The 26,291-nt window shown below is 73.4% G+C and carries 24 protein-coding genes; 8 read left to right on the top strand and 16 right to left on the bottom strand.

The window, feature by feature from the left end; all coding sequences use genetic code 11:
* Positions 1 to 25 precede the first annotated feature (25 nt).
* The 11 genes from ACWCWD_RS09855 to ACWCWD_RS09805 form a co-directional block, all read right to left on the bottom strand.
* The gene (locus ACWCWD_RS09855; RefSeq protein WP_450771593.1) at positions 26 to 859 is read right to left on the bottom strand and encodes a spherulation-specific family 4 protein; all 834 of its coding nucleotides are present in this window, start codon (positions 857 to 859) and stop codon (positions 26 to 28) included.
* The gene (locus ACWCWD_RS09850) at positions 847 to 1,812 is read right to left on the bottom strand and encodes an NAD-dependent epimerase/dehydratase family protein (RefSeq protein ID WP_450771591.1); all 966 of its coding nucleotides are present in this window, start codon (positions 1,810 to 1,812) and stop codon (positions 847 to 849) included. The genes ACWCWD_RS09855 and ACWCWD_RS09850 overlap by 13 nt, the downstream gene beginning before the upstream one ends.
* A gap of 332 nt (positions 1,813 to 2,144) precedes the next feature.
* Positions 2,145 to 3,557, bottom strand: coding sequence for a hypothetical protein (locus ACWCWD_RS09845; protein WP_450771590.1), 1,413 nt, complete (start codon positions 3,555 to 3,557; stop codon positions 2,145 to 2,147).
* Positions 3,550 to 5,532, bottom strand: a complete 1,983-nt coding sequence (locus ACWCWD_RS09840) for a DUF3492 domain-containing protein (protein ID WP_450771589.1) — start codon at positions 5,530 to 5,532, stop codon at positions 3,550 to 3,552. The genes ACWCWD_RS09845 and ACWCWD_RS09840 overlap by 8 nt, the downstream gene beginning before the upstream one ends.
* 198 nt (positions 5,533 to 5,730) lie before the next feature.
* Positions 5,731 to 7,374, bottom strand: coding sequence for a dipeptide ABC transporter ATP-binding protein (locus tag ACWCWD_RS09835; RefSeq protein WP_450771587.1), 1,644 nt, complete (start codon positions 7,372 to 7,374; stop codon positions 5,731 to 5,733).
* Positions 7,371 to 8,360: an ABC transporter permease gene (locus ACWCWD_RS09830; protein ID WP_450771585.1), complete on the bottom strand. Its 990-nt coding sequence runs from the start codon at positions 8,358 to 8,360 to the stop codon at positions 7,371 to 7,373. The genes ACWCWD_RS09835 and ACWCWD_RS09830 overlap by 4 nt, the downstream gene beginning before the upstream one ends.
* Positions 8,357 to 9,340, bottom strand: a complete 984-nt coding sequence (locus ACWCWD_RS09825; RefSeq protein WP_450771584.1) for an ABC transporter permease — start codon at positions 9,338 to 9,340, stop codon at positions 8,357 to 8,359. The genes ACWCWD_RS09830 and ACWCWD_RS09825 overlap by 4 nt, the downstream gene beginning before the upstream one ends.
* A gap of 2 nt (positions 9,341 to 9,342) precedes the next feature.
* Positions 9,343 to 11,067 carry an ABC transporter substrate-binding protein gene (locus ACWCWD_RS09820; protein WP_450771582.1) on the bottom strand — a complete coding sequence of 575 codons (1,725 nt, stop codon included), beginning with the start codon at positions 11,065 to 11,067 and terminating at the stop codon, positions 9,343 to 9,345.
* Positions 11,068 to 11,449: 382 nt separating this feature from the next.
* Positions 11,450 to 11,545, bottom strand: coding sequence for an Ms4533A family Cys-rich leader peptide (locus ACWCWD_RS09815; protein WP_327177851.1), 96 nt, complete (start codon positions 11,543 to 11,545; stop codon positions 11,450 to 11,452).
* Positions 11,546 to 11,623: 78 nt separating this feature from the next.
* Positions 11,624 to 13,048 carry a DUF3152 domain-containing protein gene (locus ACWCWD_RS09810; RefSeq protein ID WP_450771580.1) on the bottom strand — a complete coding sequence of 475 codons (1,425 nt, stop codon included), beginning with the start codon at positions 13,046 to 13,048 and terminating at the stop codon, positions 11,624 to 11,626.
* Positions 13,049 to 13,056: 8 nt separating this feature from the next.
* Positions 13,057 to 14,022 carry an alpha/beta fold hydrolase gene (locus tag ACWCWD_RS09805; protein ID WP_450771578.1) on the bottom strand — a complete coding sequence of 322 codons (966 nt, stop codon included), beginning with the start codon at positions 14,020 to 14,022 and terminating at the stop codon, positions 13,057 to 13,059.
* Positions 14,023 to 14,136: 114 nt separating this feature from the next.
* On the opposite strand from ACWCWD_RS09805, the gene ACWCWD_RS09800 reads away from it, so the two are divergent.
* The 4 genes from ACWCWD_RS09800 to ACWCWD_RS09785 all read left to right on the top strand — a co-directional run bounded on the left by ACWCWD_RS09800 (position 14,137) and on the right by ACWCWD_RS09785 (position 16,239).
* Positions 14,137 to 14,352: a hypothetical protein gene (locus ACWCWD_RS09800; RefSeq protein WP_450771576.1), complete on the top strand. Its 216-nt coding sequence runs from the start codon at positions 14,137 to 14,139 to the stop codon at positions 14,350 to 14,352.
* Between the two features lie 318 nt (positions 14,353 to 14,670).
* Entirely contained in the window at positions 14,671 to 15,306 is a 636-nt protein-coding gene (locus ACWCWD_RS09795) for a TetR/AcrR family transcriptional regulator (RefSeq protein WP_327177847.1), read from the top strand.
* Between the two features lie 123 nt (positions 15,307 to 15,429).
* Positions 15,430 to 15,657 (top strand): DUF3107 domain-containing protein, encoded by a 228-nt coding sequence (locus ACWCWD_RS09790; RefSeq protein WP_450771574.1) that lies wholly within the window; start codon positions 15,430 to 15,432, stop codon positions 15,655 to 15,657.
* Positions 15,658 to 15,963: 306 nt separating this feature from the next.
* Positions 15,964 to 16,239 (top strand): hypothetical protein, encoded by a 276-nt coding sequence (locus ACWCWD_RS09785; RefSeq protein ID WP_450771572.1) that lies wholly within the window; start codon positions 15,964 to 15,966, stop codon positions 16,237 to 16,239.
* Between the two features lie 23 nt (positions 16,240 to 16,262).
* Here ACWCWD_RS09785 and ACWCWD_RS09780 read toward each other — a convergent pair whose 3' ends face one another.
* Positions 16,263 to 17,009, bottom strand: coding sequence for a ferritin-like fold-containing protein (locus ACWCWD_RS09780; RefSeq protein WP_450771570.1), 747 nt, complete (start codon positions 17,007 to 17,009; stop codon positions 16,263 to 16,265).
* Positions 17,010 to 17,462: 453 nt separating this feature from the next.
* Between ACWCWD_RS09780 and ACWCWD_RS09775 the strand changes: the two genes are divergently transcribed.
* The gene (locus tag ACWCWD_RS09775; protein ID WP_450771568.1) at positions 17,463 to 19,556 is read left to right on the top strand and encodes a DEAD/DEAH box helicase; all 2,094 of its coding nucleotides are present in this window, start codon (positions 17,463 to 17,465) and stop codon (positions 19,554 to 19,556) included.
* 211 nt (positions 19,557 to 19,767) lie between these two features.
* Positions 19,768 to 20,619 carry an alpha/beta fold hydrolase gene (locus ACWCWD_RS09770; RefSeq protein WP_450771566.1) on the top strand — a complete coding sequence of 284 codons (852 nt, stop codon included), beginning with the start codon at positions 19,768 to 19,770 and terminating at the stop codon, positions 20,617 to 20,619.
* Between the two features lie 160 nt (positions 20,620 to 20,779).
* On the opposite strand, the gene ACWCWD_RS09765 is transcribed toward ACWCWD_RS09770, so the two are convergent.
* Positions 20,780 to 21,688, bottom strand: a complete 909-nt coding sequence (locus tag ACWCWD_RS09765) for an NYN domain-containing protein (protein WP_450771564.1) — start codon at positions 21,686 to 21,688, stop codon at positions 20,780 to 20,782.
* Between the two features lie 211 nt (positions 21,689 to 21,899).
* Here ACWCWD_RS09765 and ACWCWD_RS09760 point away from each other — a divergent pair, with 211 nt between their 5' ends.
* Positions 21,900 to 22,052: a hypothetical protein gene (locus ACWCWD_RS09760; RefSeq protein ID WP_327177840.1), complete on the top strand. Its 153-nt coding sequence runs from the start codon at positions 21,900 to 21,902 to the stop codon at positions 22,050 to 22,052.
* Positions 22,053 to 22,158: 106 nt separating this feature from the next.
* On the opposite strand, the gene ACWCWD_RS09755 is transcribed toward ACWCWD_RS09760, so the two are convergent.
* The 3 genes from ACWCWD_RS09755 to ACWCWD_RS09745 form a co-directional block, all read right to left on the bottom strand.
* A complete protein-coding gene (locus ACWCWD_RS09755) occupies positions 22,159 to 22,764 on the bottom strand; it encodes a MarC family protein (RefSeq protein WP_450771563.1) in 606 nt (201 codons plus the stop codon).
* A gap of 250 nt (positions 22,765 to 23,014) precedes the next feature.
* Entirely contained in the window at positions 23,015 to 23,881 is an 867-nt protein-coding gene (locus ACWCWD_RS09750) for a PHP domain-containing protein (RefSeq protein ID WP_450771561.1), read from the bottom strand.
* A 218-nt stretch (positions 23,882 to 24,099) separates the two neighbouring features.
* Positions 24,100 to 24,777 carry a DUF6758 family protein gene (locus ACWCWD_RS09745; RefSeq protein WP_450771559.1) on the bottom strand — a complete coding sequence of 226 codons (678 nt, stop codon included), beginning with the start codon at positions 24,775 to 24,777 and terminating at the stop codon, positions 24,100 to 24,102.
* A 220-nt stretch (positions 24,778 to 24,997) separates the two neighbouring features.
* Here ACWCWD_RS09745 and ACWCWD_RS09740 point away from each other — a divergent pair, with 220 nt between their 5' ends.
* A complete protein-coding gene (locus ACWCWD_RS09740) occupies positions 24,998 to 26,230 on the top strand; it encodes an MFS transporter (protein WP_450771557.1) in 1,233 nt (410 codons plus the stop codon).
* Positions 26,231 to 26,291: the final 61 nt, after the last annotated feature.

Genomic DNA, 26,291 nt, shown 5'->3' with positions numbered 1-26,291 from the left:
CCCGGTAACACTGCCACGCCCGCAGTCATTCCGAGATACCCGGTCCGATCCGCGAGACGATTTCGTCCCAGTAACCGGGCAGCGCCGCGAATGGATCGGTTTGCCGGTTACGTCCGTCCCGGTCGGTGAAGAAGATCGTGCCGGCGCCCTGCCACCGCGCGATGCGCATCGCCTCGTCCAGGTGGGTACGGGGGACGCCGTGGACGAAGTGCGCGAACCGCTCGGGCGGGTACTCGGCGGTCCACTGGGCCACCTGCGACCAGCGGTAGTCGGGCCAGGACCCCCGGAAGGTGACGAGTTGGTCGGCCGCCTCGGCGTAACCGGGGTACGGATGGGTGCCGAGCCCCAGCACGATCCGCCCGCCGTCGGCCGCCGGGGCACCCCGGTCGGCCTCGCTCTGCGCGACCAGTTCGCGCAGGGTGGCGGTGAGCCGGCGGACCGCCGGGAGGCCGGCCCGCTCGGTGGGGCAGCGGCCGAGGTAGAAGCCGCCGACCCGGTACCAGTCCAGGAACCGCTTGGCGTCGACGACGAGATCGCCGAACGGCCGTGCCCCGTGGACCAGATCGAGGTGTCCGAGCAGCAGGCCGCCCGGGGCGGCGGCGCCGGGAGCGCACCCCTGCAGGGCGCGCTCCCGGGCGTTGTGCAGCTTTCCGGCCGCCTCCAGGCAGTGCGGGTCGGGCCGGGTGCCCGGCCCGTCCGCGATGTTGAGGACCGCCCAGTGCAACGGTGTCCCGGGGCGGGTGAGTTCCGCCCACTCCGTGGGAGCGAGCAACGGGTGAGCGTATCCAGGCACACCGAAACCCATCTGCTCATTGCCGCTCGCCCGGCGGGCCGTTCCCGTGCCGGTCAGATGCGGCACGCCGCCTCCATCCAGATATCGGCAAGGGACTCCTCCAAGTTGATCCGGGGGCGCCAGCCCAGTCGGTCGCGGGCGGTGCGCACGTCGGCCTGCTGCCAGGCACCGCAGCCGTCCGGGTAGGGCGACGGGGTGGCCGCGAGGTGCTCCATCACCGATTCGGCGGAGGTGCGCTGGGCGCCGATCGGGAGGCGACCCGGCGGCAGCTCCAACTCGTGGAGCACACCGGCGAACCCGGAGACCCGGGCGAGGACGGCGGCGGCGTCGCGCAGCCGGACGGCCCGGCCGGTACCGATGTTGACGACACCCTGGGCGGCGGAGAGCGAGGCGGCGTGCACGGCCCGCGCCACGTCCCGTACGTCCACGAAGTCGCGCTGGACGCCGAGCCCGCTGAGCTTCAGCTCGCCGTCGCCGGACTGCATCGCGCGGCGCATGGCCTCGGCGAGCCGGCCGAGCGGGGAGCCGGCCGGGGTGCCGGGGCCGACCGGCGAGAAGACCCGCAGCACGACCGCGTCGAGCCCGGATCCGAGGACGAGTTCGGTGGCGGCGAGCTTGCTGACGCCGTACGGGCCACCGGGGCGCGGCACGGCGTCCTCGGCGGTGGAGGACCCCGGCTGCGAGGGCCCGTACTCCGAGGCACAGCCGACCTGGACGAGCCGCGCCCCGCAGCCGCTGCGGCGCAGTGCCTCGCAGACGGTGGCGACGGCGACGGTGTTGTGCCGGGTCAGTTCGCGGGCCTGGCCCCGGGTGGCCCCGGCGCAGTTGACGACGACCCCGGGGTGGACGGCGTCCAGGAAGCGGGTGAGCGCCCCGGGGCTGCCGCCCGCGAGGTCGAACCGTACGTCGGCGTCGTCGCCCCGGCCCAGGGCCGTGAGGTGGACGGCCGGGTCGGCCAGCAGGCGGTCCGCGACGAAGCGGCCGAGGAATCCGTTGGCGCCGAGCAGCAGAACCCTCATCGTGCGCTCCCTGGGTGCCGGCGGCGCGTGGCCGGTGCGGCGGGTCGGCGGGTCATGTCCGGTTTCTCCTTGGTGGGAAAGGCGTGTGCGGTACGGATCTCCCGCGGCGTCGGCTCCGCGGGCGGTGGGAAGTACGGGGTGGGGCGGTGGGAAGTACGGGGTGGGGCGGGGTGGTACGGGATGGGGCGCGGTGGTGCGGGGTCGTGCGTGGTGGTGCGGTCTTCGGACCGGACCGGGCACGGTCCCTGCGGCGGCGCCCCTCGCCGCCGGTGCGCGCGGTACGTCGGCGCTCGGTGCGCGGGGCCGGTGCGCCCGGTGTCGGCGGGTGGGGGTCAGTGGCGGTGGTGGGCGGAGGCACGGGCGAGCGCCACGGCTGCGTGCGCCAGCAGCCCGAGCGCGGCCCCGCCGCAGGCCAGAGTGGGTACGGCGCCGGTACCGCCCGCCATCACCAGCAGGTCGACGGGCCGGGCCAGGAGACCGAGGCCGGGCAGCCGGCCGCTCAGCACGAGGAGCGGGGCCGCCGCCTCGACCGCGCTGGCGGCGGCCAACGCGGTGACGGCTGGGGCCAGGAGGCCGTGCGCGGTCTCCAGCCGGGCCAGGAAGAGCAGCAGCCCGAGGGCGTAGGCCGAGAGCGGGACGCCGTGTCCGCCGTACCCGAGGCCGGCGAGGAGCATGAGCGGCAGAAGAGCGGCGAGGAAGAGCGCGACGCTCGTCAGCAGCACCGGGCGCACCCCCGCGCTGAACTCCTCCAGCGCGCGGCTGCCACCGAGTTTGCGCCGGGCGCGTACGGCGAAGAGGTGGGCGCACCAGGCGGCCGGGGCCACGGCGAGGGAGAGGCCGAGGAGCGGGGCCGGGGTGCCGGGCCAATGGCCGTCCGGGCCACCGCTGAGGACCTGGGCGAGCAGCTCCTCCCCGTACACCGCGTAGCCGAGGAGCCAGCAGGTGTAGCGGGCGGTCCGGCCGGAGCCCGCCGGGGCGTGCAGCGGGCCGGCGGCCAGGGCGGACCGGAGCGCCAGGAAGACCAGCAGGACACCGGCGGTCGTCAGGACGTTCCGTGCGCCGGCGCCGAGCACCCCCTCCGTCACCCGGAGCGCCCCCACGGTGGCGAGGCAGGCGGCCCCGGGCAGCAGGACGTGCAGGGTCCAGGCGGCACGGTGGTCGGGCTCGTGCCCGGTCCGCCGGTCGGCCGCCGCCCGGACCGGACCGGTGGCGGGCCGGGGGACCCGGGCGTAGAGCTCCTCGGCCAGCGAGAAGACGTCCCGGTGGCGGTAGCGGGCGGCGGCCCGGTCGGTGAGCCCGTGCGCCTCCAGACCGGCGGCGATCTCCAGCGGGTCGACGGCGCGTTCGCAGAGCTCGCGGTGGCGGTGGAGCAGGGCGCGAACGGGGTCGGCCGGCGTGGGGACGGCCCTCGGGGAGGGGATGACCGGCCGCACGGCGACGGTCGGCGCGGGGACGGTCGGTGCGGTGTCCGCCTCCGTGGTGTCCGCCTCCGTGGTGCCTGGCGCCTTGGTGCCTGGCGCCTTGGTGCCTGGCTCCTCCACGGGTTCCGTCCTCGCGTGCTCCTCCTCCGGAACGCGCTCGGCCGGGAGGTTGTCGGCCGGGACGTGCTCGGCCGCCGGGGCGGGTGACGCGGGGGCGGGCGAGGGACCGTTCGGCACGTCGAGGGCTTCGGGCGCGCGGCCCATGAGGGTTCCTCCGTACGGTTCGTTGCCCGGGGCGGACAGGTGGTCGAGGGGGTCACGCATCGCCGTCCCCCGCTCCGGCCGTCGCGGCGGCGCCGACCTTCCCGGGCACGGTCTTCCCGGGGGCGGCCTTCTCCGGTGCCGCGGCCCAGGCCGGGGTCCGCCCGGCGGCTGCCCTGACGGGCCGTCGCCCCACCGGTTCGGTACGGGGCCGGCCGTGGCGTACGTACTCCTCGGGCGGGACCGCGAACGGGCGGGGCGCCGAGGCGTCCGGCGCTCCGCCGCTCCCGGCCGCCGGGCGGCCGGCGGCGGGGGCGGTGCCCGTCGGGTGCGGCGGATGGCCCGTGGTCAGCTCCTGGTAGAGCGCACGGAAGGCCGCGAGGTTCTGCTCCACGGTGAAGAGTTCGAGGGCGCGCTCCCGCGCCGCCTCGCCCAGGCGCGCACGGCGCTCCGGGTCGCGCAGCAGCGCGAGGCAGGCGTCCGCGAGCGCCGGGGTGTCGCGCGGGGGGACCACCAGCCCTGTACCGCCGATGACTTCGACCACCGCGCCCACGTCCGTCGAGACGGTGGCCCGGCCGCAGAACATCGCTTCCACCAGGCTGATCGGAAAACCCTCGACCACACTGGACAGCACGACGACCCCGCCCGCCGCGTACGCCCCGGCGAGGTCGTCCGTTCCGGAGGCTCCGCCGATCTCCTCGAAGGAGACCGGGCGTTCCACGGCCCCGGGCTCTCCGGCACCGGACCTCCCCGCCCCCCGCGTGTCCCCGTCCCCCGCCCGGTCCCCGGACTCGGCCGTGTCCCCGGCGGTGGTCCCGGGGAAGAGCAGCTCCGCCAGGGCGCGGCAGTGCGCGAGGTACGCGGCGCCTTCGGGGCCCTCGGCGGGGACACCGAAGATCCGCAGCCGGGTCCCGGGTTCGGCCCGGTGCACCTCGGCGAAGGCGTGCAGCAGGGCGACGAGGTCCTTGGCGGGCTCGACCCGGCCCACCCACACCAGGGTGTCCGGACCGGCGCTGTCGCCCTCGCCCACCTGCGGGAAGCGCCCGGTCTCCATGCCCGGGTACACCGTGCGCAGCTTCGCCGCGTCCGCGCCGCAGCGCTGCTGCCAGCGGCGTACGTGGGTGTTGCCGGGGGTGACAACGGCGGCCTGGCAGTAGACCTCGGCCGCGAGCAGTGCGTGGAAGTTGGCGAGCAGGGTGCGTACCGGCGCGCCGAACGGCGTGTCCGTGGCGGAGAGGTAGTGCGTGCGGAGCGGCAGGCCGTGCTCGGTGACCAGGAGGGGAACACCGAAGAAGCGTTTGGCCAGCAGTCCGGGGAGGGCGGCGGTGCCACCGGAGGCCGCGTGGCAGACGTCGACGCCGCCGAGCGCCTCGGCGGTGTACCAGTCGAGCGAGAGCGGCAGCAGCAGACGGGCGAGTTCGGTGGCGAAGGCCAGGTGGTCGGTGACGGTGGCGCGCTGGACGGTACGGCCGGTACCCCGGGCGCGGCAGGCCGATTCCAGCACGCGCAGGGCCGTCTCGGAACGGAGCGCGGTGGGCAGTCCGCCGTGTTCCCGGGCCAGATCGGCGAGTCCGTAGAGAGATTCGGCGAAGAGTCCGGCCGGCCCGTCGGCCGCCCGGCCGGCCCCGCCCGGTGCGTCGCTCCCGGCGGATACCGGTACACCGGCACCGACACCGGCACCGGAGGCGCTGACCGCCGTGGCGAGCGCCGTCAGATGCGCCGTGAAGCGCCGGCGCTCGCGGCGGCCGTAGGCGCCCCCGCCGCCCGTCACGAGCCGGGTGAGGCAGCCGCCCCGATCGTCCTGACGCGCGCTCGCGTCCGGGGTTCCGGGCGGCGCGGTCCAGAGCGGCGCGGTCCGTACCTGCCCCACCTGGGGCGGCAGGCTCACCCACCCGAGCTTCTCCTGGCGGGCGGAGCGGCTCAGCGCGTAGAGGTCGAACTCGTGCTGGGGCAGACCACGTACCAAGCGGTCGCACCACAGTCTGGACTCACCGTCCGCATACGGATAACCGCCGTCGGTGAGCAGGCCGATACGCACGAGTACACCCCCGATCTCCCATGTGGGCAGCCACCGTTGGCCGGTGACCAGCGTCGGGACGACCGTAAGCGGATACGCCGGTGGCGCGACGGACGGTTGTCCGTCACGCCACCAGAAGGGGTGAACCGGCGTAACTTTCCCGGTCTTTGTGCGTTTCGCCGCGAAACACCCCTCCGGGCGCCTCCGCTCCACGCCCCGTCAGGCCGCTGCGAGCTCCCTGCGCGCGGCCCGCCGGGCCGCCGCCTCCCCCGGATCGGGGGCGGGCACGGCGGCCAGGAGCTGCCGGGTGTACGGGTCCTCGGGAGAGCCGTACACCTCGTCGACGGCCCCGTGTTCGACGATCCGGCCGTGGCGCATGACCGCGACCCGGTCGCTGACCTGCCGGACCACGGCGAGGTCGTGGGCGATGAAGACGAGGCCGATGCCGAGCTCCCGCTGGAGTTCGGCGAGGAGCGCGACGACCTGGGCCTGGGTGGTGACGTCGAGCGCGGAGACGGGCTCGTCGCAGACGATGATCCGGGGTTCGGCGGCGAGCGCGCGGGCGATCCCGACGCGCTGGCGCTGCCCGCCGCTGAACTCGTGCGGGTAGCTGTCGTACCGGGCCGCGTCCAGCCCCACCCGTTCCAGGAGTTCGCCGACCCGGTGCCGGATGCGGGTGTCGTCGAGTTCGCCCGCCGCACGCAGCGGGTCGGCGACGGACTCGCCCACGGACCGCCTCGGGTTGAGGGAGGCGACCGGGTCCTGGAAGATCATCTGGAGCTCGCGCCGGTGCGGGCGCATTTCCCTCGCCGACAGCGAGCCGATCTCCGTGCCCGCGTAGCGGAGCCGGCCGCCGGTCGGGTCGAGGAGCCGTACCAGCATGCGTCCGAGGGTGGTCTTACCGCTCCCGCTCTCGCCGACGATGCCGAGCGTCTCGCCGGCCCGGAGGGTGAGGGACACGCCGTCCACGGCGGTGACCCGGTCGCGTCCCCGGCCGAACTCGCACCGCAGGTCCACCGCTTCGAGCAGTGGCTCGCCCGCCTCGGCGGCCCCGGACACCGGGACCGCGGGGACGCGCCGGTCGCGCGGCGCGTCGACGCGGGGAACGGCCGACAGCAGTGCGCGGGTGTACGGGTGCCGGGGGGCGCCCAGTACCTCCGCGACCGGGCCGCGTTCGACGTCCCGGCCGCCCCGCATCACCAGGATGTCGTCGACGGTCGAGGCGGCGACCCCGACGTCGTGGGTGACGAGCAGCAGTCCCATGCCGGTCTCCCGGCGGAGGTCGTGGAGCAGGTCGAGGACCTGCGCCTGCACGGTGACGTCCAGTGCGGTGGTCGGTTCGTCAGCGATGAGCAGTTCGGGCTCGCAGGCCAGCGCCATCGCGATGAGGACCCGCTGGCGCATGCCGCCGGAGAACTCGTGCGGCCGGGAGCGCGAGCGGCGCACCGGGTCCGGGATGCCGACCCGGCCGAGGACGTCCACCGCGCGGGCCCGGGCGGCGCGCCGGGAGACCCGGTGGTGCACCCGGTACACCTCGGCGATCTGGTCGCCGACGGCGTAGTAGGGGTCGAGCGAGGAGAGCGGGTCCTGGAACACCATGGCCGCCTTGGCTCCGCGCAGCGCCCGCAGTCCCGCGTCGTCCGCGGCCTGCACGTCCACTCCGGCCACGGTGACCGAGCCGCCCACGACCGCCCCGGTTCCCCGGTGGAGGCCGAGCAGGGCGTACGCGGAGGCGCTCTTTCCGGAGCCGGACTCCCCGACGACCCCGAGGGCGGCGCCCTTCTCCAGGGTGAAGGAGAGGTCGTCGACGGCGCGGACGCCGCCGAAGTCGATGGTGAGACCGGATACCTCGACCAGGCTCATGACAGCACCACCCGACGGTCGGCCGCCGCGTGGAGGATGTCCGCGACGACGTTGGCGAGGACGACGAAGAACCCGGTGACGAGCACCAGTCCGACGACGACGGGGAGATCGACGGTCTGCACGGCGTCGACGAGTTCCCGGCCGACGCCGGGGATGTTGAAGAGCGATTCGGTGAGCACGGCGCCGCCGAACATCGCGCCGATGTCCACCGCGCCGAGTGCGATCACCGGTGCGAGTGCTCCGCGCAGGGCGTGCCGGACGACGATCCGCCGCTCGCTCACCCCGTAGGCGCGGAAGGTGCGCACATGGTCCTCGGCGAGCGTCTCCAGCATCGCCGCGCGGGTCATCCGGGCGTACGGGGCCGCGGAGACGAGGGCCAGCGAGACCCAGGGCAGCAGCAGGTTCCAGAACCACTGCTCGGGGTCGTCGGTCAGCGGGACGTAGACCGGGAACGGGAGGATCTGCAGCGTCGAGCAGCAGACGATGATCAGCATCAGACCGAGCACGAAGACGGGCGTCGACATGCCCGCGAGCGTCACCCCGGTGAGGATGCGCTCGGTCGCCCGGCCGCGCCGCCACACCGAGAGCAGCCCGGTGCCGACGCCGACGAGGACCCAGAGCACGAAGGCGCCGGCGGCGAGCGAGGCGGTGGCGGGGAGCTTGGTGACGATCAGCTCCGTGACCTGCTCGTCGTCCCGGTAGGAGCGGCCGAGGCAGGGTGCCGGGCAGTGCTCGGTGCCGGTGCCGGTCGAGTAGTCGTGGCCGGTGAAGAGGGACTGGACAAAGTGGGCGTACTGCACGTACACCGGGTCGTCGAGCCGGAGTTGCGCGGTGACCTGGGCGACCTGCGCGGGCGAGCAGCGCGGGCCGCAGGCGATCTGCGCGACGTCGCCCGGGGCAACGTAGAAGACGGCGTACACGACGACGCTGAGGGCGAAGAGCACGAGGAGCGCTCCGCCGAGGCGCCGCAGCAGGAACCGGGTCACGCGCCGGCCTCCTTCTTGGTGCCGGTGCCGACCCGCAGCCGCGAGGCGACCCGGGGGTCGAGGGCGTTGCGCACTCCCTCGCCCAGCACCGTCAGCGCCAGCACGGTGACGAAGAGGAGCAGGGCGGGGACGAGCAGGTAGGTCGGCGCGGCCTGGTACCAGGTGTCCGCGTCGCTGAGCATCTGTCCCCAGGACGGTGTGGGCGGCTTGATGCCGACGCCGAGGAAGGACAGCGCGGCCTCCATGACGATGTTGCCGGGGAAGAGCAGCACGGCGTACGTGATGACGGGTGCGGCGAGGCCGGGCAGCAGTTCGCGGCGGGCGATCCGCGTGCCGCTCCAGCCGCTGAGCCGGGCGGCGGAGACGTGGTCGGTCCGTTTGAGGGCGAGGGTCTGGGCGCGTACGACCTTGGAGAGGTGGGTCCAGCCGACGAGCCCGACCATGCCCGCGATCAGCACGGGGCGGGGGAAGCCCGCGGGGACCACGGCGAGCGCGCCGAGTGCGGTGACCATGACGGGGAGGGCGACGACGATGTCGGTGGCACGGCTGATCAGCTGGTCGACGAGGCGGTGGCCGAGTCCGGCCGCCATGCCGAGGGTGACGCCGATGGCGACCTGGACCAGGGTGGCGGCGAGCGCCACGCCGAGCGAGACGCGGGCGCCGTAGACGACGCGGGCGAACAGGTCGCGGCCGGTGAGGGGTTCGACGCCGAGCCAGTGTTCGGCGCTGATCCCGCCGAAGGAGCCGAGGGGGACGCCGCCGGTCGCGGAGTCCACCAGGTCGGCGTGGAAGGCGTTGGGGTCCTGGCCCTCGGCCGCCGCGAGCAGCGGGGCGGCCAGGGCGATGAGGGCGAGCAGCGCGACGACGACGGCCGCCACGAGTGCGGAGCGGCGGGCGCGGAGCCGGCGCCAGAACGGGAGCGCCCCGGAGGCGGGGGCCGTGTCGGTCCCCGCCTCCGTGACCAGCAGTGCTTCGGCCATGGCTACTTGACCGAGACCAGCGCGATGTCGAGTACGCCGGTCCAGTCGCTGATGACGACGTTCTTCACGTCCGCGCCGTAGAGGCGCTGGTAGACCGGGTGGAAGAGCGGCACGGTCAGTGCCTGCTCACCGATCTTCTTGTCCAGGGCGCCCCAGCGGGCGGCGGCGGCGTCGAGGTCGGTCAGCTTGTTGATCTCGTCGATCTCCTTGTTGACCGAGGCGTCGTCCAGCCGGCCGGTGTTGAAGTTGTAGCCGTCCTCGACGATCTGCCGGCCGTCGAAGATCGGCGCGAGGAACGGGCCGCCGGAGGGCCAGTCGGCGCCCCAGCCGGCGAGGAAGAAGCCGGGCTCGGACTTCACGTTGTACGCGGTCTCCGAGTAGGCGTTGTCCTCCAGGCCCTTGAGCTCGACCGTGATCCCGGCCTTCTTCAGGGCTTCCTGGATGGCGGTGGCGACCTCGGGGCTGGTGGCGAAGTTCTTCTCGTTGTCGTGCGTGAGGGTGACGGTCAGCCCGTTCGGGTAACCGGCCTCCTTCAGCACTTCCTTGGCCTTGGCGGCGTCACCCGTGGCGCCGGAGGGGAAGGCGTCGTACGCCGTGTACCCGAAGGACTTCTGCTCGGGCAGGAAGGTGGTGGCGGGCTCGGCGAGCGAGGAACCGCCGGCCGCGTTGATGACGGAGGTGCGGTTGACGGCGTACGAGATCGCCTGGCGCACCTTCGGGTTGTCGAACGGCTTCACCTTCGGGTTGAAGGCGATGTAGTTGGTGTAGCCGAAGTGGCCTTCGCCGACGCGGGCGGCGAGGGCCTTGTCGCCGGTGACCTTGGCGAGTTCGGCCGGGCCCAGGTTGGTGTCGGTGGTGACGGCGGCGGCGTCGGCCCCGCGCGAGGCGGAGAGGCGCTGGTTGATGACGGCCGGGTCCAGACCGGAGCGGACGTCGATCTTGTCCGGGTATGCCTTGCGCTCGGAGTCGGTCTTCTCGGACCAGTAGGGGTTGCGCTCCAGGACGAGGTGCTCGCCGTCGCCATCGTTGGAGACGACCTTGTACGGCCCCGAGGAGACGGGGTGGTTCTCGTAGGACGCGCCGGTGTCCTTGGCCTGCGGTACCGGTGTGGTCTGGGTCTGCGTCGCCAGGTAGGGGAACTCGCCCTCCGGCTTGTTCAGGTGGAAGACGATGGTCCGGTCGTCGGGCGTCTCGATCGAGGCGAGGCCCTTCTTGTCCTTGTACGGGCCCGCGTAGTCGGCGCCGCCGATCAGCCAGTCGCGCAAGTAGGGTGCGCCGCCGGAGAGTTCGGCGGCGAAGGAGCGCTCGATGCCGTACTTGACGTCCGCGCTGGTGATCGCGGTGCCGTCCTCGTACTTCAGCCCGTCCTTGAGCGTGTACGTCCACACGGTGGCGTTCTCGCTGGGCGTGCCCAGGTCGGTCGCCAGGTCGGGGACCACCTCGGCACCGGCGGCACCGGCCTCGCGGTTGCGGGTGGTGAGGGTGCGGAAGACCAGCGACGGGACGGCGCCGCCGCCGGAGGTGTAGAGCCGCGCCGGGTCGAAGTTCGCCTGGGGAGCGCGGTTGAGGACGCTGAGGGTGCCGCCCTTGGCGGGAGCGGCCGAGGAGGCACCGGAACCGGCGTCGCTCCCGCTCTCCTTCGGGCCGCAGGCCGCGACGGCCGAGCCCACGACGAGAACCACGACGGCCGCTGAGACGCGGCGGGATATGGCGGACGGCTGACGCATCGGAAGGGGACCTCTCGGTACTGCCCGGCCGGTTCGGCGGGGCGGATCGGCGGGGCGGAGAACACAGGAGAAAGCGGGAGAAAGCAGGAGAAAGCGCAGGAGGACACGCACGTCGGGAGACGGCCCGGGAAACGGGGACCGCGGGAGCGCGGCGCGCCTCACCGGGTACCCGTACGTGTCGCGCGAGGCCCGGGGAGGGGAGGAGGTCCGCCGGGCCGGCCGGCGCGTGCCGGGCGGGTCCGACCCGGGAGGAACCGGGTCCGGGGCATCTGCCGGAAGAGGCCGCGCCTGCGGACCGGTGGGCGCCGGGGACGTGGGCCGGAGCGCCGCACCGGATGCCCTTCGGGCTTCGGACGGCGGTCGGAGCACGACCGGGCAGGGGTCAGCGACAGAGAATGTCGGCGACGCAGTGCCTGGTCACGCCGATGAGCGCGCGCTCCAGGGCGGCGCTCTCGGAGGTGATCAGGATGCGTGACATGCGGAGAAATATGAACGACCGCTCATCCGCATGTCAATGCGAAATGAGACGGTCGTACCAATATATGGACAGGACGGATCAACTGACCGGATAGACCCAAGGGTTGGGCTTGCACGGGATGCCGTCGATGTCGAGCGATTTCGTCTGCTGCTGCATCACGGGCGCGAGCGTTCCCGGGGTCCGGCAGCTCACGTGGTTGTGCCCGAGCCGGTGTCCGACCTCGTGGTTGATGAGCATCTGCCGGTAGGGCAGAAGCTTGTCGGGGCCGAAGGTGACCGAACCCTGGGCCCACCGGTAGGCGTTGATCATGACGCGCTCGGTGGACGCGGAGTCGCAGGAGACGTTGTCCTCGGTGGTGTCCAGACCGGACTTCGCGCACCAGACCCCGGTGGTGCCGGGGCTGGCCAGGGTGATGACGAAGTCGGGTGTGCCCGTGGAGATCCGCTCGAAGGTCATGTCCCCGTGGTGCGCCCAACTCCGGTCGTCGTTCAGGGTCTTCTGCACGGCCTCGGCGAAGAGGGACGGGTCGAGGCCGAGTCCCACCTCCACGTCGATCCGGTAGCGGTACTTGTGCCCGGTGCCGGGAGCCTTGGCCGCACCCGGGACGACCTCGAACTTCCCGCCGCCCGCCAGATCGGCGGCGAGCGGGAAGGGCGTGGCCATCTTCTCCTCGTACGACATGGCCTTCAGCGGTGCGGGCGTGGCCGTCCCGGGGGTCGGGCGGTCGTCGGACCGCGAGGCCCCCTGACCACTCCCCCGGGTGCCGGACGCCTGCGGGGAACCGTCGCCGCCGTGCCCCTGGGCCACCTGCCCGGCCACGACCACGGCGAGCACGGTGGTCACCGCGGCCGCCGCGATACCGGTGAACGTCCGTCCCTTGCCGCCCCGGCCACCCTTGCCCGGGGTGCCGTCCGCGCCTTCGGCGCCGTCTCCGCCGCCGCCGTCCGGACCGTCGTCGCGCCGGTCCCCGGAGGCGGGCGCCTCGGCGGGTGCGGACACCCGCGAGGGGACGGGCCGCACCGGAAGTCCGGCGGACCGGGCGTCGAACGCCTCTACGAACTCGGGCCGGGGGCCAGGTATCAGCGGCGTACCGCCGGGCGCGGGCCGCGACACCGACCGGCCGACCGACGCACCCGCGCCGGCCGCCCTGCTGGGCGGGAATTCGCCCGAACGTGTCTGCTGCCGGGCCGGGCCTACGGGCTGTGCGGGCCGTCCGGCCTGCGGGGCCTCGCCCCGGCCGTAGCGCGGCTGCGGTCCCGTGCCCCAGCCGCCACCAGGTTCACGCTGTTCGGGGTGGCCGCCGCGCACCTGCGGGACGCCCTGGAACGGGGTGTCCGCGGGCGCCTCGGGCGGCCGCTGTCCGTCGCGCCCGGGGGGCGCCGGTTCGGGCGCCCGCCTGCGGCGGCCACTGCCGGAGCCCGCCCCCGGCGCACCGGCCCGGTCCGGTGCGGCTTCGCCCGCCGGACCTTCGGCCCCGGCGCCCCTTCGGCTGTGTCGTCCCACGCCCCGGATCAGCTCCCGTCGTTGTCTTCCACCAATTCCCGGATCGCCTGGGCGACCGCCTCCGGGTACTCCATCATCGCCACGTGCCCGGCCTCGGGCAGCGACAGCAGGCGCGAGTCGCGGAACGCCCCGGACGCCTTGCGCGCCATCCGGTACGAGACGAGCTTGTCCCGTCCGCCGTACACCAGGAGCGTCGGCGCGAGCACCCGCTCGGCCTGGCGCCACAGCCCCTGCTGCCCGCCGAGCGTGTACGCGTCGACGATGCCACGGGCGGAGCGCGCCATGGCGTCCCAGAAGTACGGCAGTTCCAGCCGTCGCTCCATCTCGGCCACCGCCTGGCGGAACCCCTCCTCGGTGATCCGCGAGGGATCGCCGTAACAGAGTGCCATGACACCGCGGGTGCGCTGTTCGGCGGTCATGCCCCGGCTGAGCCGGGAGAAGAGCGCGGCGACCCCGGGGAGCGCCAGCAGCCCGGTCGGCACGGCCGGGCGCTGGACGCGGATCTCGGGCAGGGCGGGCGAGACCAGGGTGAGGGTGCGCACCAGGTCGGGGCGGACGGCCGCGACCCGGGTGGAGACCGCGCCGCCCAGCGAGTTGCCGACGAGGTGGACCGGGCCGCGCCCCTGCGCGTCGAGCAGCCGGATGACCGCCCGGGCGTGCGCGGTCACCGAGTAGGCGCCGTCGTCCGGCGGCGGGGAGTCGCCGAACCCGGGCAGATCGACCGCCTCGCCGTCCACCACGTCGGCCAGCAGCGGCATCAGGGCGGACCAGTTCTGCGAGGACCCGCCCAGCCCGTGCACGTACAGCGCCGGAGGGAGCCCGGCGCGCGCGCCGGGCCGGGAACGGACGGTCAGGCTCAGCCCGGCCAGGGGGACGGTGCGCAGACTCTCCCCGGACCCGACGTGCACGGCACTGACCGTGGGGGCGACCGCCGCGGCGGCGGCCTGGACACCCGGCAGCTCGGTCGAAGACATGCGGCAATGTTACGAGACGATCACGCGCTGATTCATGTGTTCGCGGTCACAGGCCGCATCGCGGGGCAGGAGTCGAGCTCATAGGCTTCGGATGAGGGACGGAAGGGAGTCACCATGACGGTCGACCCGAGCGACCCGGAGACGTTCGAGAAGGAGCAGCCGGCCCCGCCGGGACTGGAGGCCCCCGACGCGGACACCGCGGAGCAGCGGACGGAGGTCCGGCAGGAGGACGACGACCCGCTGACGGAGGCCGGCGGCGAGGAGGCCGACGCGGCCGACGTCGCGGAGCAGACCAAGGTGGTCGTCGAGGACGAGGACGACTACCGCTGAGGTCGTGCCCCACACCGCCCCGTCACCGGCCGCCACCGCGGCCGGTGACGGGGCGGTGTGGGCCGGGCCGCCCGCAGGAGCGGCCGAGAAATGACCGAAACTCGCCCCGCCATGGATGATTACCCACGAAACGTGCATGTCAGGACCGCTTCGTCCCGGCACGGACGAGGTCGCGGCCCCGGTCCATGGCTACCGGAGTTGTCCGGTCCGTGAAATTCTGCGTCCGCGCCGCGCGCACCCGGGTTACCCAAAAGTACGATGGCCATGCGGCGCGGTCAGCAGTGGACACCGTGTCGGAACACACATTTGGGAGGCGGCGTGAGCGCCATCGAGCAGACAGAGGCAGCGCGCCCGCGGGGCACTCGCCTGCCCCGCCGCGCCCGACGCAACCAGCTCCTGGGCGCCGCCCAGGAGGTCTTCGTCGCACAGGGGTACCACGCCGCCGCGATGGACGACATCGCCGAGCGGGCCGGTGTCAGCAAGCCGGTCCTGTACCAGCACTTCCCCGGGAAGCTGGAGCTGTACCTGGCCCTTCTCGACCAGCACTGCGAGTCGCTGCTCCAGGCCGTGCGCACCGCGCTCGCGTCGACGACGGAGAACAAGCAGCGCGTCGAAGCCACCATGGACGCGTATTTCGCGTACGTGGAGGACGAGGGCGGCGCCTTCCGCCTGGTCTTCGAGTCGGACCTGACCAACGAGCCCGCCGTGCGCGAGCGGGTGGACCGGGTGTCGCTCCAGTGCGCGGAGGCGATCTCGGACGTCATCGCGGGCGACACCGGCCAGTCCAAAGACGAATCGATGCTGCTGGCCGTCGGGCTGGGCGGGGTCGCGCAGGTGGTGGCCCGCTACTGGCTCTCCAGCCCCTCCGGCATCCCGCGCGACACGGCCGTGCAGCTGCTCACCTCGCTCGCCTGGCGCGGCATCGCGGGCTTCCCGCTGCACGGGGCCGAATAGCGGCACCCGGCGTGTTCGCTGCGGGCGTGGCCGGTCGGGCCCTGAGCGCTCGGCCCACCGGGCTAATGTGGCTGCGTACGGCGCGGCTACCGCGCAGGGACTGACCGTCGGAGGGACATAGCCGTGGAGGTCAAGATCGGGGTGCAGCACACGCCCCGCGAGATCGTTCTGGAGAGCGGGCTTTCCGCCGAGGACGTCGAGAGCGCGGTCACCGAGGCGCTCGGCGGCAAGGCGCGGCTGCTCAGCCTCACGGACGACAAGGGCCGCAAGGTCCTGGTGCCGGCCGACCGGATCGCGTACGTCGAGATCGGCGAGCCGGCGGCCCGGCGTGTCGGGTTCGGCGCGCTCTAAGCGGCACCAGGCGCGGCACGACGGAGCGGCCCGGCGGGATGTCCCGCCGGGCCGCTCCGCGCGTTCGGGGAGCACACCGCTCCGCACGTTCGGGAAGCGCGCCGCCCCGCGCGTCGACCCGGCGGAACGCGGCGCTCCGCCGAAAGGTTTCCCCAGGCCGCGGAAGGGTTGCGTGACGCAGGTCACGGGTAGGACGGCACAGGGCCTTCCACTCGATCCGGACGGAAGGCTCCAGGGCTGAGAAGCCCTCTCCGTCGCCCCCGCGACCGCGGGGACGGAACCACGAACTCCGCGAGGTGATGCTCCGTGATCTGGGAATCCTTCGGCTCCGCCGTGGTCGGTCTCGCCCTGTCCTGGGCCGCCCTCCGCGTCCTGCCCGGCCGGCTTCCGTCGGCCCGTGCGGTGTACCCCTCCGGCGCCCTGGGAGCCCTGTTCGGGGCGTATCTGACGGACGGTGTGCTCTACTCCGGGCACGCCACGGCGACGGTGGCCGGCGCGCTGGTGGTCGGAGCGGTGACGCTGTCGCTGCTGATCCGGCCGCGCGGCCGGAGCCGGATCACCGGTTCGGCGGCGGCGCGGTAGTCACCGCCCCCGTCCGCGGTACCTCAGGCCGCGAGGCCCAGGGCGGCCATCCGCTTGGTGTGCGCCTCGGTGATCCGGGAGAACATCCGGCCGACCTCGGCGAGGTCGAAGCCGTCCGCCACCCCGCCCACCAGCATCGTGGAGAGCGCGTCGCGGTCGGCGACCACCCGCTGGGCCTGCGAGAGCGCCTCGCCCATCAGCCGCCGGGCCCAGAGGGCGAGCCGGCCGCCGACGCGGGGGTCGGCCTCGATCGCGGCCCGTACCTTCTCCACCGCGAAGTTCCCGTGACCGGTGTCGTCCAGGACGGCGAGCACCAGGTCCCGGGTGTCCGTGTCGAGCCGGATGGCGACCTCGCGGTAGAAGTCGCTGGCGATCGAGTCGCCGACGTACGCCTTCACCAGGCCCTCCAGCCAGTCGGAGGGGGCGGTCTGGCGGTGGAAGTCGTCCAGCGCCTTGGCGAACGGCTCCATGGCCCCGGTCGGGTTCTCACCGATCGCCGAGAGCCGGTCGGTGAGCTGCTCGAAATGATGGAATTCCGCGGAGGCCATCTTCGCCAGTTCCGCCTTGTCGCCGAGGGTCGGCGCGAGTTTGGCGTCCTCGGCGAGCCGCTCGAAAGCGGCCAGTTCCCCGTACGCGAGGGCGCCCAGCAGATCCACCACGGCGGCGCGGTACTGCGGGTCGACCGATGCCGTCGACCAGCTTCCGGCAGCGGTGCCGGTCGGTGCGGGGGCTTCGTCGGGCGTGCGAGCGGCGTTGTCAGGCGTCTCCATGGAGCGCACAATAGCCCGCACGGCCCTGGTGGTAAGGGCCCGGTCCACCACCGAGATCACACCGTTCCGATGAATTCGCCCAACACACATGCGCGAATCCGGGGTACAGTGGTATTGCGCTTACTGAGCATTTTCGTATGCCAGAGGCGCGCCCTTGAATGAGGATGCCCGGTCGGTGGCCCGATCGGCTCCGACCCGACAGCCCTCCACGCGGGTCGTACACACCGTACGACCGCAGATGAGGGGCCCCCTCAGCGGCACGAGCGCTCGAGCGACGGCAGTGGTCCCGCGCCACCCGCGCCCTCCCCGAGGGCCGGATGACCAACCCCGGCACGGTACGACCCCCAGCGTTCGCCTCGGTCCGCGTCTCACAGAAGAGGCAGCACCCTGACTACCTTCCGCGACCTCGGGATTCTCCCCGAGACGGCCGAGGCCCTCGAAGCCGTCGGCATCATGTCCCCCTTCCCGATCCAGGAGATGACGCTCCCCGTAGCGCTCTCCGGCAGCGATGTCATCGGCCAGGCGAAGACCGGTACCGGCAAGACGCTGGGCTTCGGCCTGCCGCTGCTGGAGCGCGTCACCGTCCCCGCCGACGTCGAGGCGGGCCGGGCCGCGCCCGAGAAGCTGACGGACGCGCCGCAGGCGCTCGTCGTCGTGCCCACCCGCGAGCTCTGCCAGCAGGTCACCAACGACCTCCTCACCGCGGGCAAGGTCCGTAACGTCCGCGTCCAGGCCATCTACGGCGGCCGGGCGTACGAGCCCCAGGTCGAGGCGCTGAAGAAGGGCGTCGACGTGGTCGTCGGCACCCCCGGCCGGCTGCTCGACCTGGCGGGCCAGCGCAAGCTGGACCTGTCCCACGTCCGCGCCCTCGTCCTCGACGAGGCCGACGAGATGCTGGACCTGGGCTTCCTGCCCGACGTCGAGCGCATCCTCACGATGCTGCCGGCCAAGCGTCAGACCATGCTCTTCTCGGCGACGATGCCCGGCGCCGTGATCAGCCTCGCCCGCCGCTACATGTCGCAGCCCACGCACATCAACGCCACGTCGCCCGACGACGAGGGCACGACGGTCAAGAACACGACCCAGTTCGTGTACCGGGCGCACAACATGGACAAGCCCGAGATGGTCTCGCGCATCCTCCAGGCCGACGGCCGGGGACTGGCGATGATCTTCTGCCGCACCAAGCGCACCGCCGCCGACATCGCGGAGCAGCTGGAGAAGCGCGGCTTCGCCTCCGGCGCGGTCCACGGAGACCTCGGTCAGGGCGCCCGTGAGCAGGCGCTGCGCGCCTTCCGCAACGGCAAGGTCGACGTCCTCGTCTGCACCGACGTCGCGGCACGCGGTATCGATGTCGAGGGTGTGACCCACGTCATCAACTACCAGTCCCCCGAGGACGAGAAGACCTACCTGCACCGCATCGGCCGTACCGGCCGCGCGGGCGCCAAGGGCACCGCCGTCACGCTGGTGGACTGGGACGACATCCCGCGCTGGCAGCTGATCAACAAGGCGCTGGACCTGAAGTTCCCGGACCCCCCGGAGACGTACTCCACCTCGCCGCACCTGTTCTCGGACCTCGGCATCCCCGAGGGCACCAAGGGCATACTGCCGCGTGCCGAGCGGACCCGTGCGGGTCTGCGCGCGGAGGAGCTCGAAGACCTCGGCGAGACCGGTGGCCGGGGCCGCAAGGCTCCCGCCTCCTCGGGTCCCGCCCGGGAGACTCGTGAGGCCCGTGAGGAGCGCCCCGCGCGCACCCCGCGTCAGCGCCGCCGCACCCGTGGCGGAGCCGGCCAGGAGGAGGGCGCCGCCACGGTGCCCGCACCCGCCACCGAGGCCGTACCGGCGCCGGAGAGCGCCGGGGCGACGGAGCCGCGCACCCCGCGCCGCCGCCGTCGTGGCCGGGTCGGTGTCGCGGAGGCCGTCGCCGCCGAGGCTGCAGCCGTCGCCGTGGCGGAGGCTCCCGCACCGGTCGCGAAGGCGCCCGAGGCCGTCGTCGTCGAGGCCCCCGTGGCCGTCGAGCCCGCCAAGCCGGCCCGTCGCCGCCGCACCCGTGCCGCCGCTCCGGCCGAGCCGGAGTTCCAGACGGTGGCCGCCGTCGCCGTGGGCTTCACCGAGCCCGCCGCCGAGGTCAAGGCCGAGACGAAGCCGCGCCGCCGTCCCCGGGTCGTGAAGCCCGCCGAGGACGAGGTCGACTTCCAGATCGCCCCGCCCTCGGAGCCCGAGTCCGAGAGCCGCCCGCGCCGCCGTCCCCGTACGGCCGCCAAGCCGGCCACGGAGACGAAGGCCGAGGCGAAGCCCCGGACCCGCAAGGCCGCCGCGCCGAAGACCGCCGTGAAGGCCGAGCCCGAGGCGGCCGTGGCCGCACCGGCCGCCGACGCCGCGGAGGAGAAGCCGAAGCGCCGTCGCCGCGCCGTCGCCAAGCCGGAGACCACGGTGGTCGCCGAGGCGGAGGCCGTGGCGGGCGAAGCGGCCGAGGCTCCGGCCCCCCGGACCCGCCGCCGACGGACGACCCGCCCGGCGACCGCCGAGGCCGCGTCGACCGAGAGCTGACGCTCGCGGCTCCGCACCGAACGCCGGACGGCCCCGCTCCCCGCACACCGGGGGGCGGGGCCGTCCGGCGTTTCCGGTGCACGGGCCCCCACCGGCCCACGCGTCCGCCCGTCACGCGCCCACCGGCCCACGCGTCCGCCCGGCACGCGCGCCCGTCGGCACGCCCCCGCCCGCCCGACGGGAATCACCGGACACCGCCTAACCTCGTCCCATGAGCCGGCCGCCGACCTTCACCCCGCCTCCCTGTGCCCGTGCCCGCGCGCTGCGTACCGCGCGCGGCGACTTCGCCGTGCTGGACGCCATGCCGCGTACGGACCCGCGCGGCACGGTCCTGATGCTCCCCGGCTACACCGGGAGCAAGGAGGACTTCGTCGCCCTCCTCGAACCGCTGACCGCCGCCGGTTTCCGCGCCGTCGCCGTGGACGGCCGGGGGCAGTACGAAAGCCGGGGAACGGGTCGTCAGGAGACGTACGCGCAGGGCGAGTTGGCGCTGGACGTCCTCGCGCAGGCGCTGGCGGCCGATACGGCCGACGGCACGCCGACGCACCTGCTCGGCCACTCGCTGGGCGGCCAGATCGCCCGTGCGGCCGTGCTCATCGACTCCGCGCCGTTCCGCTCGCTGACGCTGATGTCGTCCGGACCGGCCGAAGTCTCCGCCGGGCAGCGGGACAAGGTGAAGCTGCTCGGCGACGCGCTGGCCGCGCTGACCATGGATCAGGTGTGGGACGCGATGCGGGCGCTGGACCCGCCGGAGGACGCGGCCACCGGCGGCGGCGAGGATCTGCGCCGCCGGTGGCTGATGAACGACCCCGCGCAGCTGATCGCCACCGGCCGCCAGTTGTCCGTGGAGCCGGACCGGGTGGACGAGCTGGCCGCGACCGGCCTGCCCGTCCACGTCCTGTCCGGTGAGCGCGACGACGTGTGGCCGGTCGGGCTGCTCACCGCGATGGCCGGCCGGCTGGGTGCCCGCCGCACCACGGTCGCGGGCGCGGAGCACTCCCCCAACACCGCGCGCCCCGAGGAGACGGCGGCGGCGCTGGTGGCGTTCTGGGAGAGCCTCTGATCCCCCCGGAGCCTCCCGGGCTTCGCCGCAGACTCCCGGGCCCGGCCCGCAGACTCCCGGCCCTCCCCGAAGCCCGCAGACTCCCGGCCTACCCCGAAGCCCGCAGACTCCCGGCCCTCCCCGAAGCCCGCAGACTCCCGGCCCTCCCTGACGTCTGCGGCTAGAACTGCGCCTGGAGGTGCTGCCAGAAGCCGTCGCGCAGCGCCCGGCGCAGCGGGGCGTGCCCGCGCAGGGAGTGCTGGAGCAGGCGTTCCGCCTCGACCAGGAGGTCCTGGTCGACGGAGCCCGGCAGGTACGGGTGGCCCGGCATCAGGTCGACCAGGGACTCGCGGCCCTTGGCGGCGAGCCAGGCGGCGGCGACCTGCGCCCCGACGAAGCGAACGTCCTCGCGGGAGGGCGCCGGGCCCTCGTCCTCGTACGTGGTGACCGGGCGGCGGGTGACGTACGGGCGACAGAAGTCCAGGTCGAAGGTGCGCTGGCTGTCCACCTCCCAGAGCAGCGGCTCGGCCTGGTTGCGGCCCTCGCCGGCCTCGATGCCCCAGAGGTGCACGCGGGCGCCGTACCCCTGGGCGGCCTCCACGGCCGAGACGAGGTCCTCGTCGCCGCCGACGAGCGCGGCGTCGCTGATGGCGCGGTGGCGGGCGAGCGATTCGAGGTCGGTCCGGATGAGGGAGTCGACGCCCTTCTGCTGGTTGTTGGCGTTGAGGTTGCCGAGGCGCACCTTGACGTCGGGCAGTTCGGCGATGGACTGCTGCTCGGTGGTGTGGATGCGGCGCCGGGCGCCGTCGTACCAGTAGACGCGGAGCAGCCGGCTGTCCGCGAAGATCGTGCGGGCCTGTTCGATGAACGCCTCGATCAGACCTCCGGAGTCGAGGTCGAAGGAGCGGCGGTCCTCGGTCCCGGTGACGAGGAGTCCGGCGGCGGCGTAGACGTAACCCGCGTCGACGAAGATCGCGTGGGTGGAGGGGGTCTTCGAGACCTCGGCGAGGACGCGCTGGAGGAGTTGGTTCGTCAGGTCCAGGCGGTCGCGGATGTCGTCCGGGGTGGTGGGGAAACCGGCTTCGGTCATGGGCGGCTCGACGTCCGTGTCGGGGCGACTACCTGCGGGTACTTAGACATCCAAAAAATTTCCTTAGCGTAGGGAATGTTTTCCGTGGGGTGCGCCGTTGTACCCCTCGTAGGGAGCGGGACCGTGCGGCCTCGCTTCCTTATCCTTGCGGACGGGAATCCCCGTCCGACCAGTAGTTCTCCAGCAGGAGGATCGGACGAAGGGAAGCCCTGTGCGCTTCGAGATCATGCGACTCGACGATGTCGACGGTACCGCCGTGGACAGCACCGTCGTAGACGCCGCCTCCGTCAACCGGATCGTGCAGCAGGCCGCGGCAATGGGCCAGCGCATCTACATTCGGCCGGCCGAAAGCCCGGCCTCGTAACACCTTCCGGCAGTACGCCTTGATGAGATGACGAGTCGCCCCCGTACGGATCTCCGTACGGGGGCGCTGTGCGTCCGGGGCCGGTCCCGGGCGGCCGGGGACCGGTTCAGCTGTTCTGGATGACCTGGGTGACGCCGTTGATGATCTGCTGCACCGCGATGGCGGAGAGCATCATTCCGGCGAGCCGGGTCACCAGCACCACACCGCCGTCCTTGATGACCCGGATGATCAGCAGCGAGTAGCGCATGGTCAGCCAGAGCACCACGTGCATGACGACGATCGCCGCCCAGACCGAGATCTGGCTGCTCACGGTGTGCGCGTGCTGCACGGCGAGGATCACCGAGACGATCGCGCCGGGTCCGGCGAGCAGCGGCATGCCGAGGGGTACGAGCGCCACGTTGACGTCCTTCGTCTGCGTCGGCTCGTCCGTCTTGCCGGTGAGCAGGTCCAGCGCGATGAGCAGCAGGAGCAGACCGCCGGAGATCATCAGCGCGGGTACGGAGACGTGCAGGTAGTCCAGGATCTGCTGGCCGAGGACGCCGAAGACGGCGATCACCCCGAAGGCGACCGCGACCGCCTGGAGCGCCATCCTGCGCTGGGTCTTCGCGGGGCGGCCCGCGGTGAGGGCCAGGAAGATCGGTGTGATCCCCGGCGGGTCCATGATCACGAAGAGGGTGAGGAAGAGGGAACCGAAAACAGCGACGTCGAACACGGTGAGCCTTGCGGGAGAAGAGAACGAGCAGGTCGGGGGCGGCCGCGCGGGCGGCCCCGGCCCACCGGAGCGCGGGGCTACGGGACCGGCCGGGGTGCGGTGACGGCGGGAGAGGGTGCGGAGGGCGCGCGGCACCGGGGTGCGGCCGGGTACGGCTGCGGCGGCCGGAGATCCGGCCGCCGGAGAACCCGGAAGAACCGGGGAACCCGGAGGAAGCTTCCGGAGAACCCGGAAGAAAGGGATGCGGCCCTCAGCGGTGGAGGGCTCCACCGGCGCCCGGCACCGGGAAGGCTCCCGTGGCGCGCCGGGTGATCTCGCCGTAGATCTCGGGGTCGGTGGTGTACTCGCCGAGCGCGACGGTCTTGCGGCTGCCGTGGTAGTCGCTGGAGCCGGTGGTGAGCAGCCCCACGTCGGCGGCGAGGCCGCGCAGCCGGGCGCGGGTGGCGGTGTCGTGGTCCATGTGGTCGACCTCGATCCCGTCGAGTCCCGCGGCGGCGAGCCGGGCGATGGCCGATTCGGGGACGACGGAGCCGCGCTTGACGGCCGCCGGGTGGGCGAAGACGGTGACCCCGCCCGCCGCCTTGACGAGCCGGACGGCGTCGAAGGGGTCGAGTTCGTGCTTGCCCGCGTGCGCCCGGCCGCCGTCGGCGAGCCACTCGGGGGTGAACGCGTCGGAGACGGTGGGGACGACGCCCAGTTCGACGAGAGCGGCGGCGACGTGCGGGCGGCCCACCGAGCCGTCCCCGGCGATCCTCGCGACCTGGTCCCAGGTCACCGGCACGCCGAGCGCCTGGAGCTTGCCCACCATGGCCCGGGCGCGCGGCACCCGGTCGTCCCGGACCAGTTCGCGCTCGCGGGCGAAGACGGGCTCCTCGGGGTCGAAGAGGTACGCCAGCATGTGCAGGCTCACCCCGTCGAGGCGGCAGGAGAGTTCGGCGCCGGTGACGAGGGTGAGGCCCTCGGGGAGGGCGGCGAGCGCCTCGGCGTGGCCGCGCACGGTGTCGTGGTCGGTGAGGGCGACGACGTCGAGTCCGGCGGCGGCCGCCTTGGCGACCAGCTGGGCCGGGGTGTCCGTACCGTCGGACGCGGTGGAGTGCGTGTGCAGGTCGATACGCACGACGGTGACTCCTGTGCTCGCGGCGGACGGTGGGGACGCTCCAGGATAACGAACGCCGCGACCTCACCCGGACGGCCGCACGGACCCGCCCCGCCGCCGGGCGGTGCCGGGTACGGCCCAGTGGGCCCGGCCCAGGGACTGCCCACTGCCGTCAGCGCGGTGCGGGGCCCTGCGCCGACGGGAACGGCCGGGCCCGGCCCGCCCGATGCCCACTGCCGTCAGCGCGGTGCGGGGCCCTGCCGGGGCGGGCCTTCGGGGATGCCGAGCAGGCGCGGGGTGAGGGCGCCGCAGGGCACCAGGTCCGTTTCGGCGCCGGCGTCGCGGAGGTCGGTGAGGACCAGTTCGTCGTACATGAGCAGCGCCGACTGCTGGGGCCAGACGATCGCCCAGAGCCAGAGCCCGCGCGCCTCGCCCGCGAAGACGGCCCGGTCCTCGGGTACGCCGTGCACCTGCCAGAGCGGGGTCGGACGTCCGGCGGCGAGCACCTTGGCCACGGGGGGACCGTCGACGCGCATCCGGGGGCCGGGGTCGGGGCCTTCGATCCCGGCGTAGCGGGCGCCGAGCCCGACGCCGAGCTCCTCGGCGACCAGCAGCATCTCGCCCATCCCGCCGAGCGGTCCCGGTCCCGAGCAGGCCAGTGCGGTGGCGCGGCCGCCGCTGCGGTCGTCGCCGGCGTGTGCCACGCCCGTGAACAGCCAGCCGACCGGCAGCGGCCACGGCATCCACACCGGCACCTGTGCGCGGTGGACCACCACTCCGAGGGCCTCCACGCTGGGCGGGACCACCGGTTGCATCGGATGGACCGGACCGTGCGCGGGGCACTGCCAGGAGTCGGCGAAGAGACCGGGCGCCCTGACCCGGCCACCGCACTTCGGGCAACTGGGTTCGCCCCTCATAGCGACCCACGGTCCCCCTCCCGGGTCGCCACGTCAAGGACGGTCACCCGTCCGCAGCGTGGCTCCCACCAGGGGCAATAGATGTAGCTTGCATCTATTAGCGGACCTAACTTATTCTGTGTATCGCACAGGCATCTGTCCCGGACCGTGCGCCACGGGCGGTGCGCCGGGGCCTTGCGGCCGTCAGGACCGCAGCCGCCATGAGGAGAGTGGGAACACCATGCAGGGAGAGGATCCGTTCGACGAAGGGGCCACCAGCATCCTTCGCCAGCCCAAGGCGGTCTGGGCGACCGCCGGCGCCTCGGTCGTGGCGTTCATGGGCATCGGTCTGGTCGACCCGATTCTGCCGTCCATCGCCAAGGGACTGGACGCGACGCCGAGCCAGGTGTCGCTGCTGTTCACCTCGTACTTCCTGATCACCGCGTTCGCGATGCTCGTCACCGGCTTCGTCTCCAGCCGCATCGGCGGGAAGAAGACCCTGCTGGCCGGGCTGGCGCTGGTCGTGGTGTTCGCCGCGCTCTCCGGTACGTCCTCCTCGGTCGGCGAGCTGGTCGGCTTCCGGGCCGGCTGGGGGCTCGGCAACGCGCTCTTCGTCTCCACCGCGCTGGCCGTGATCGTCGGCGCCGCCGCCGGTGGCAGCGCGGCGGCGATCCTGCTGTACGAGGCGGCGCTCGGCCTCGGCATGGCGTGCGGCCCGCTGGTGGGCGCGCTGCTCGGCAACGCCAGCTGGCGCTACCCGTTCTTCGGTACCGCCGCCCTGATGGCGATCGGGTTCGTCTGCATCGGCGCGTTCCTGAGGGAGCAGCCGAAGCCGGCCAGGAAGACCTCGCTGCTCGACCCGGTCAGGGCGCTCGGCCACGGCGGACTGGCCTCGGTCGCGGGCTCGGCGTTCTTCTACAACTACGCGTTCTTCACCATCCTCGCGTTCACCCCGTTCGTGCTGGACATGACCCCGTACAAGTCGGGCGCGGTCTTCTTCGCCTGGGGCCTGCTGCTCGCGGTCTTCTCGGTCTTCGTCGCCCCGCGGCTCCAGGCGCGCTTCGGCTCACTGAAGGTGCTGGGCGCCTCGCTCGTGCTCTTCGCGGCCGACCTGCTGGTCCTCGGGTACGGCGACCACGTCACCGCGATCGTCTGCACGATCGTCTCGGGCGCCTTCATCGGCATGAACAACACCGTCTACACCGAGCTCGCCCTCGGCGTCTCCGACGCACCCCGCCCGGTGGCGAGCGCCGGCTACAACTTCGTCCGCTGGTTCGCCGCGGCCGCCGCCCCCTACCTCGCGCCGAAGATCGAGGAGTGGAGCGATGCGCGCGTCCCGTTCGTGGTCGCCGCCGTCGCGGCCGTGGCCGGTGCCCTGATCGTCTGGGTACGCCGCTCCGCGCTCACCCACGAGGCCGAGGAGGTCCAGCCCCGGCACGCCACCGAGGACGGCGTCTCGGCCTTCGCGGGCTGACGGCCCCGGAGAGCGGACAGGAAAAGAGGGGCCCCGCCGACCGGACACGGCCGGCGGGGCC

The sequence above is a fragment of the Streptomyces sp. NPDC001493 genome (assembly GCF_053597235.1).
Note: the sequence above shows the minus strand (reverse complement) of the source record. Positions and strands in the feature narration are given on the sequence as shown.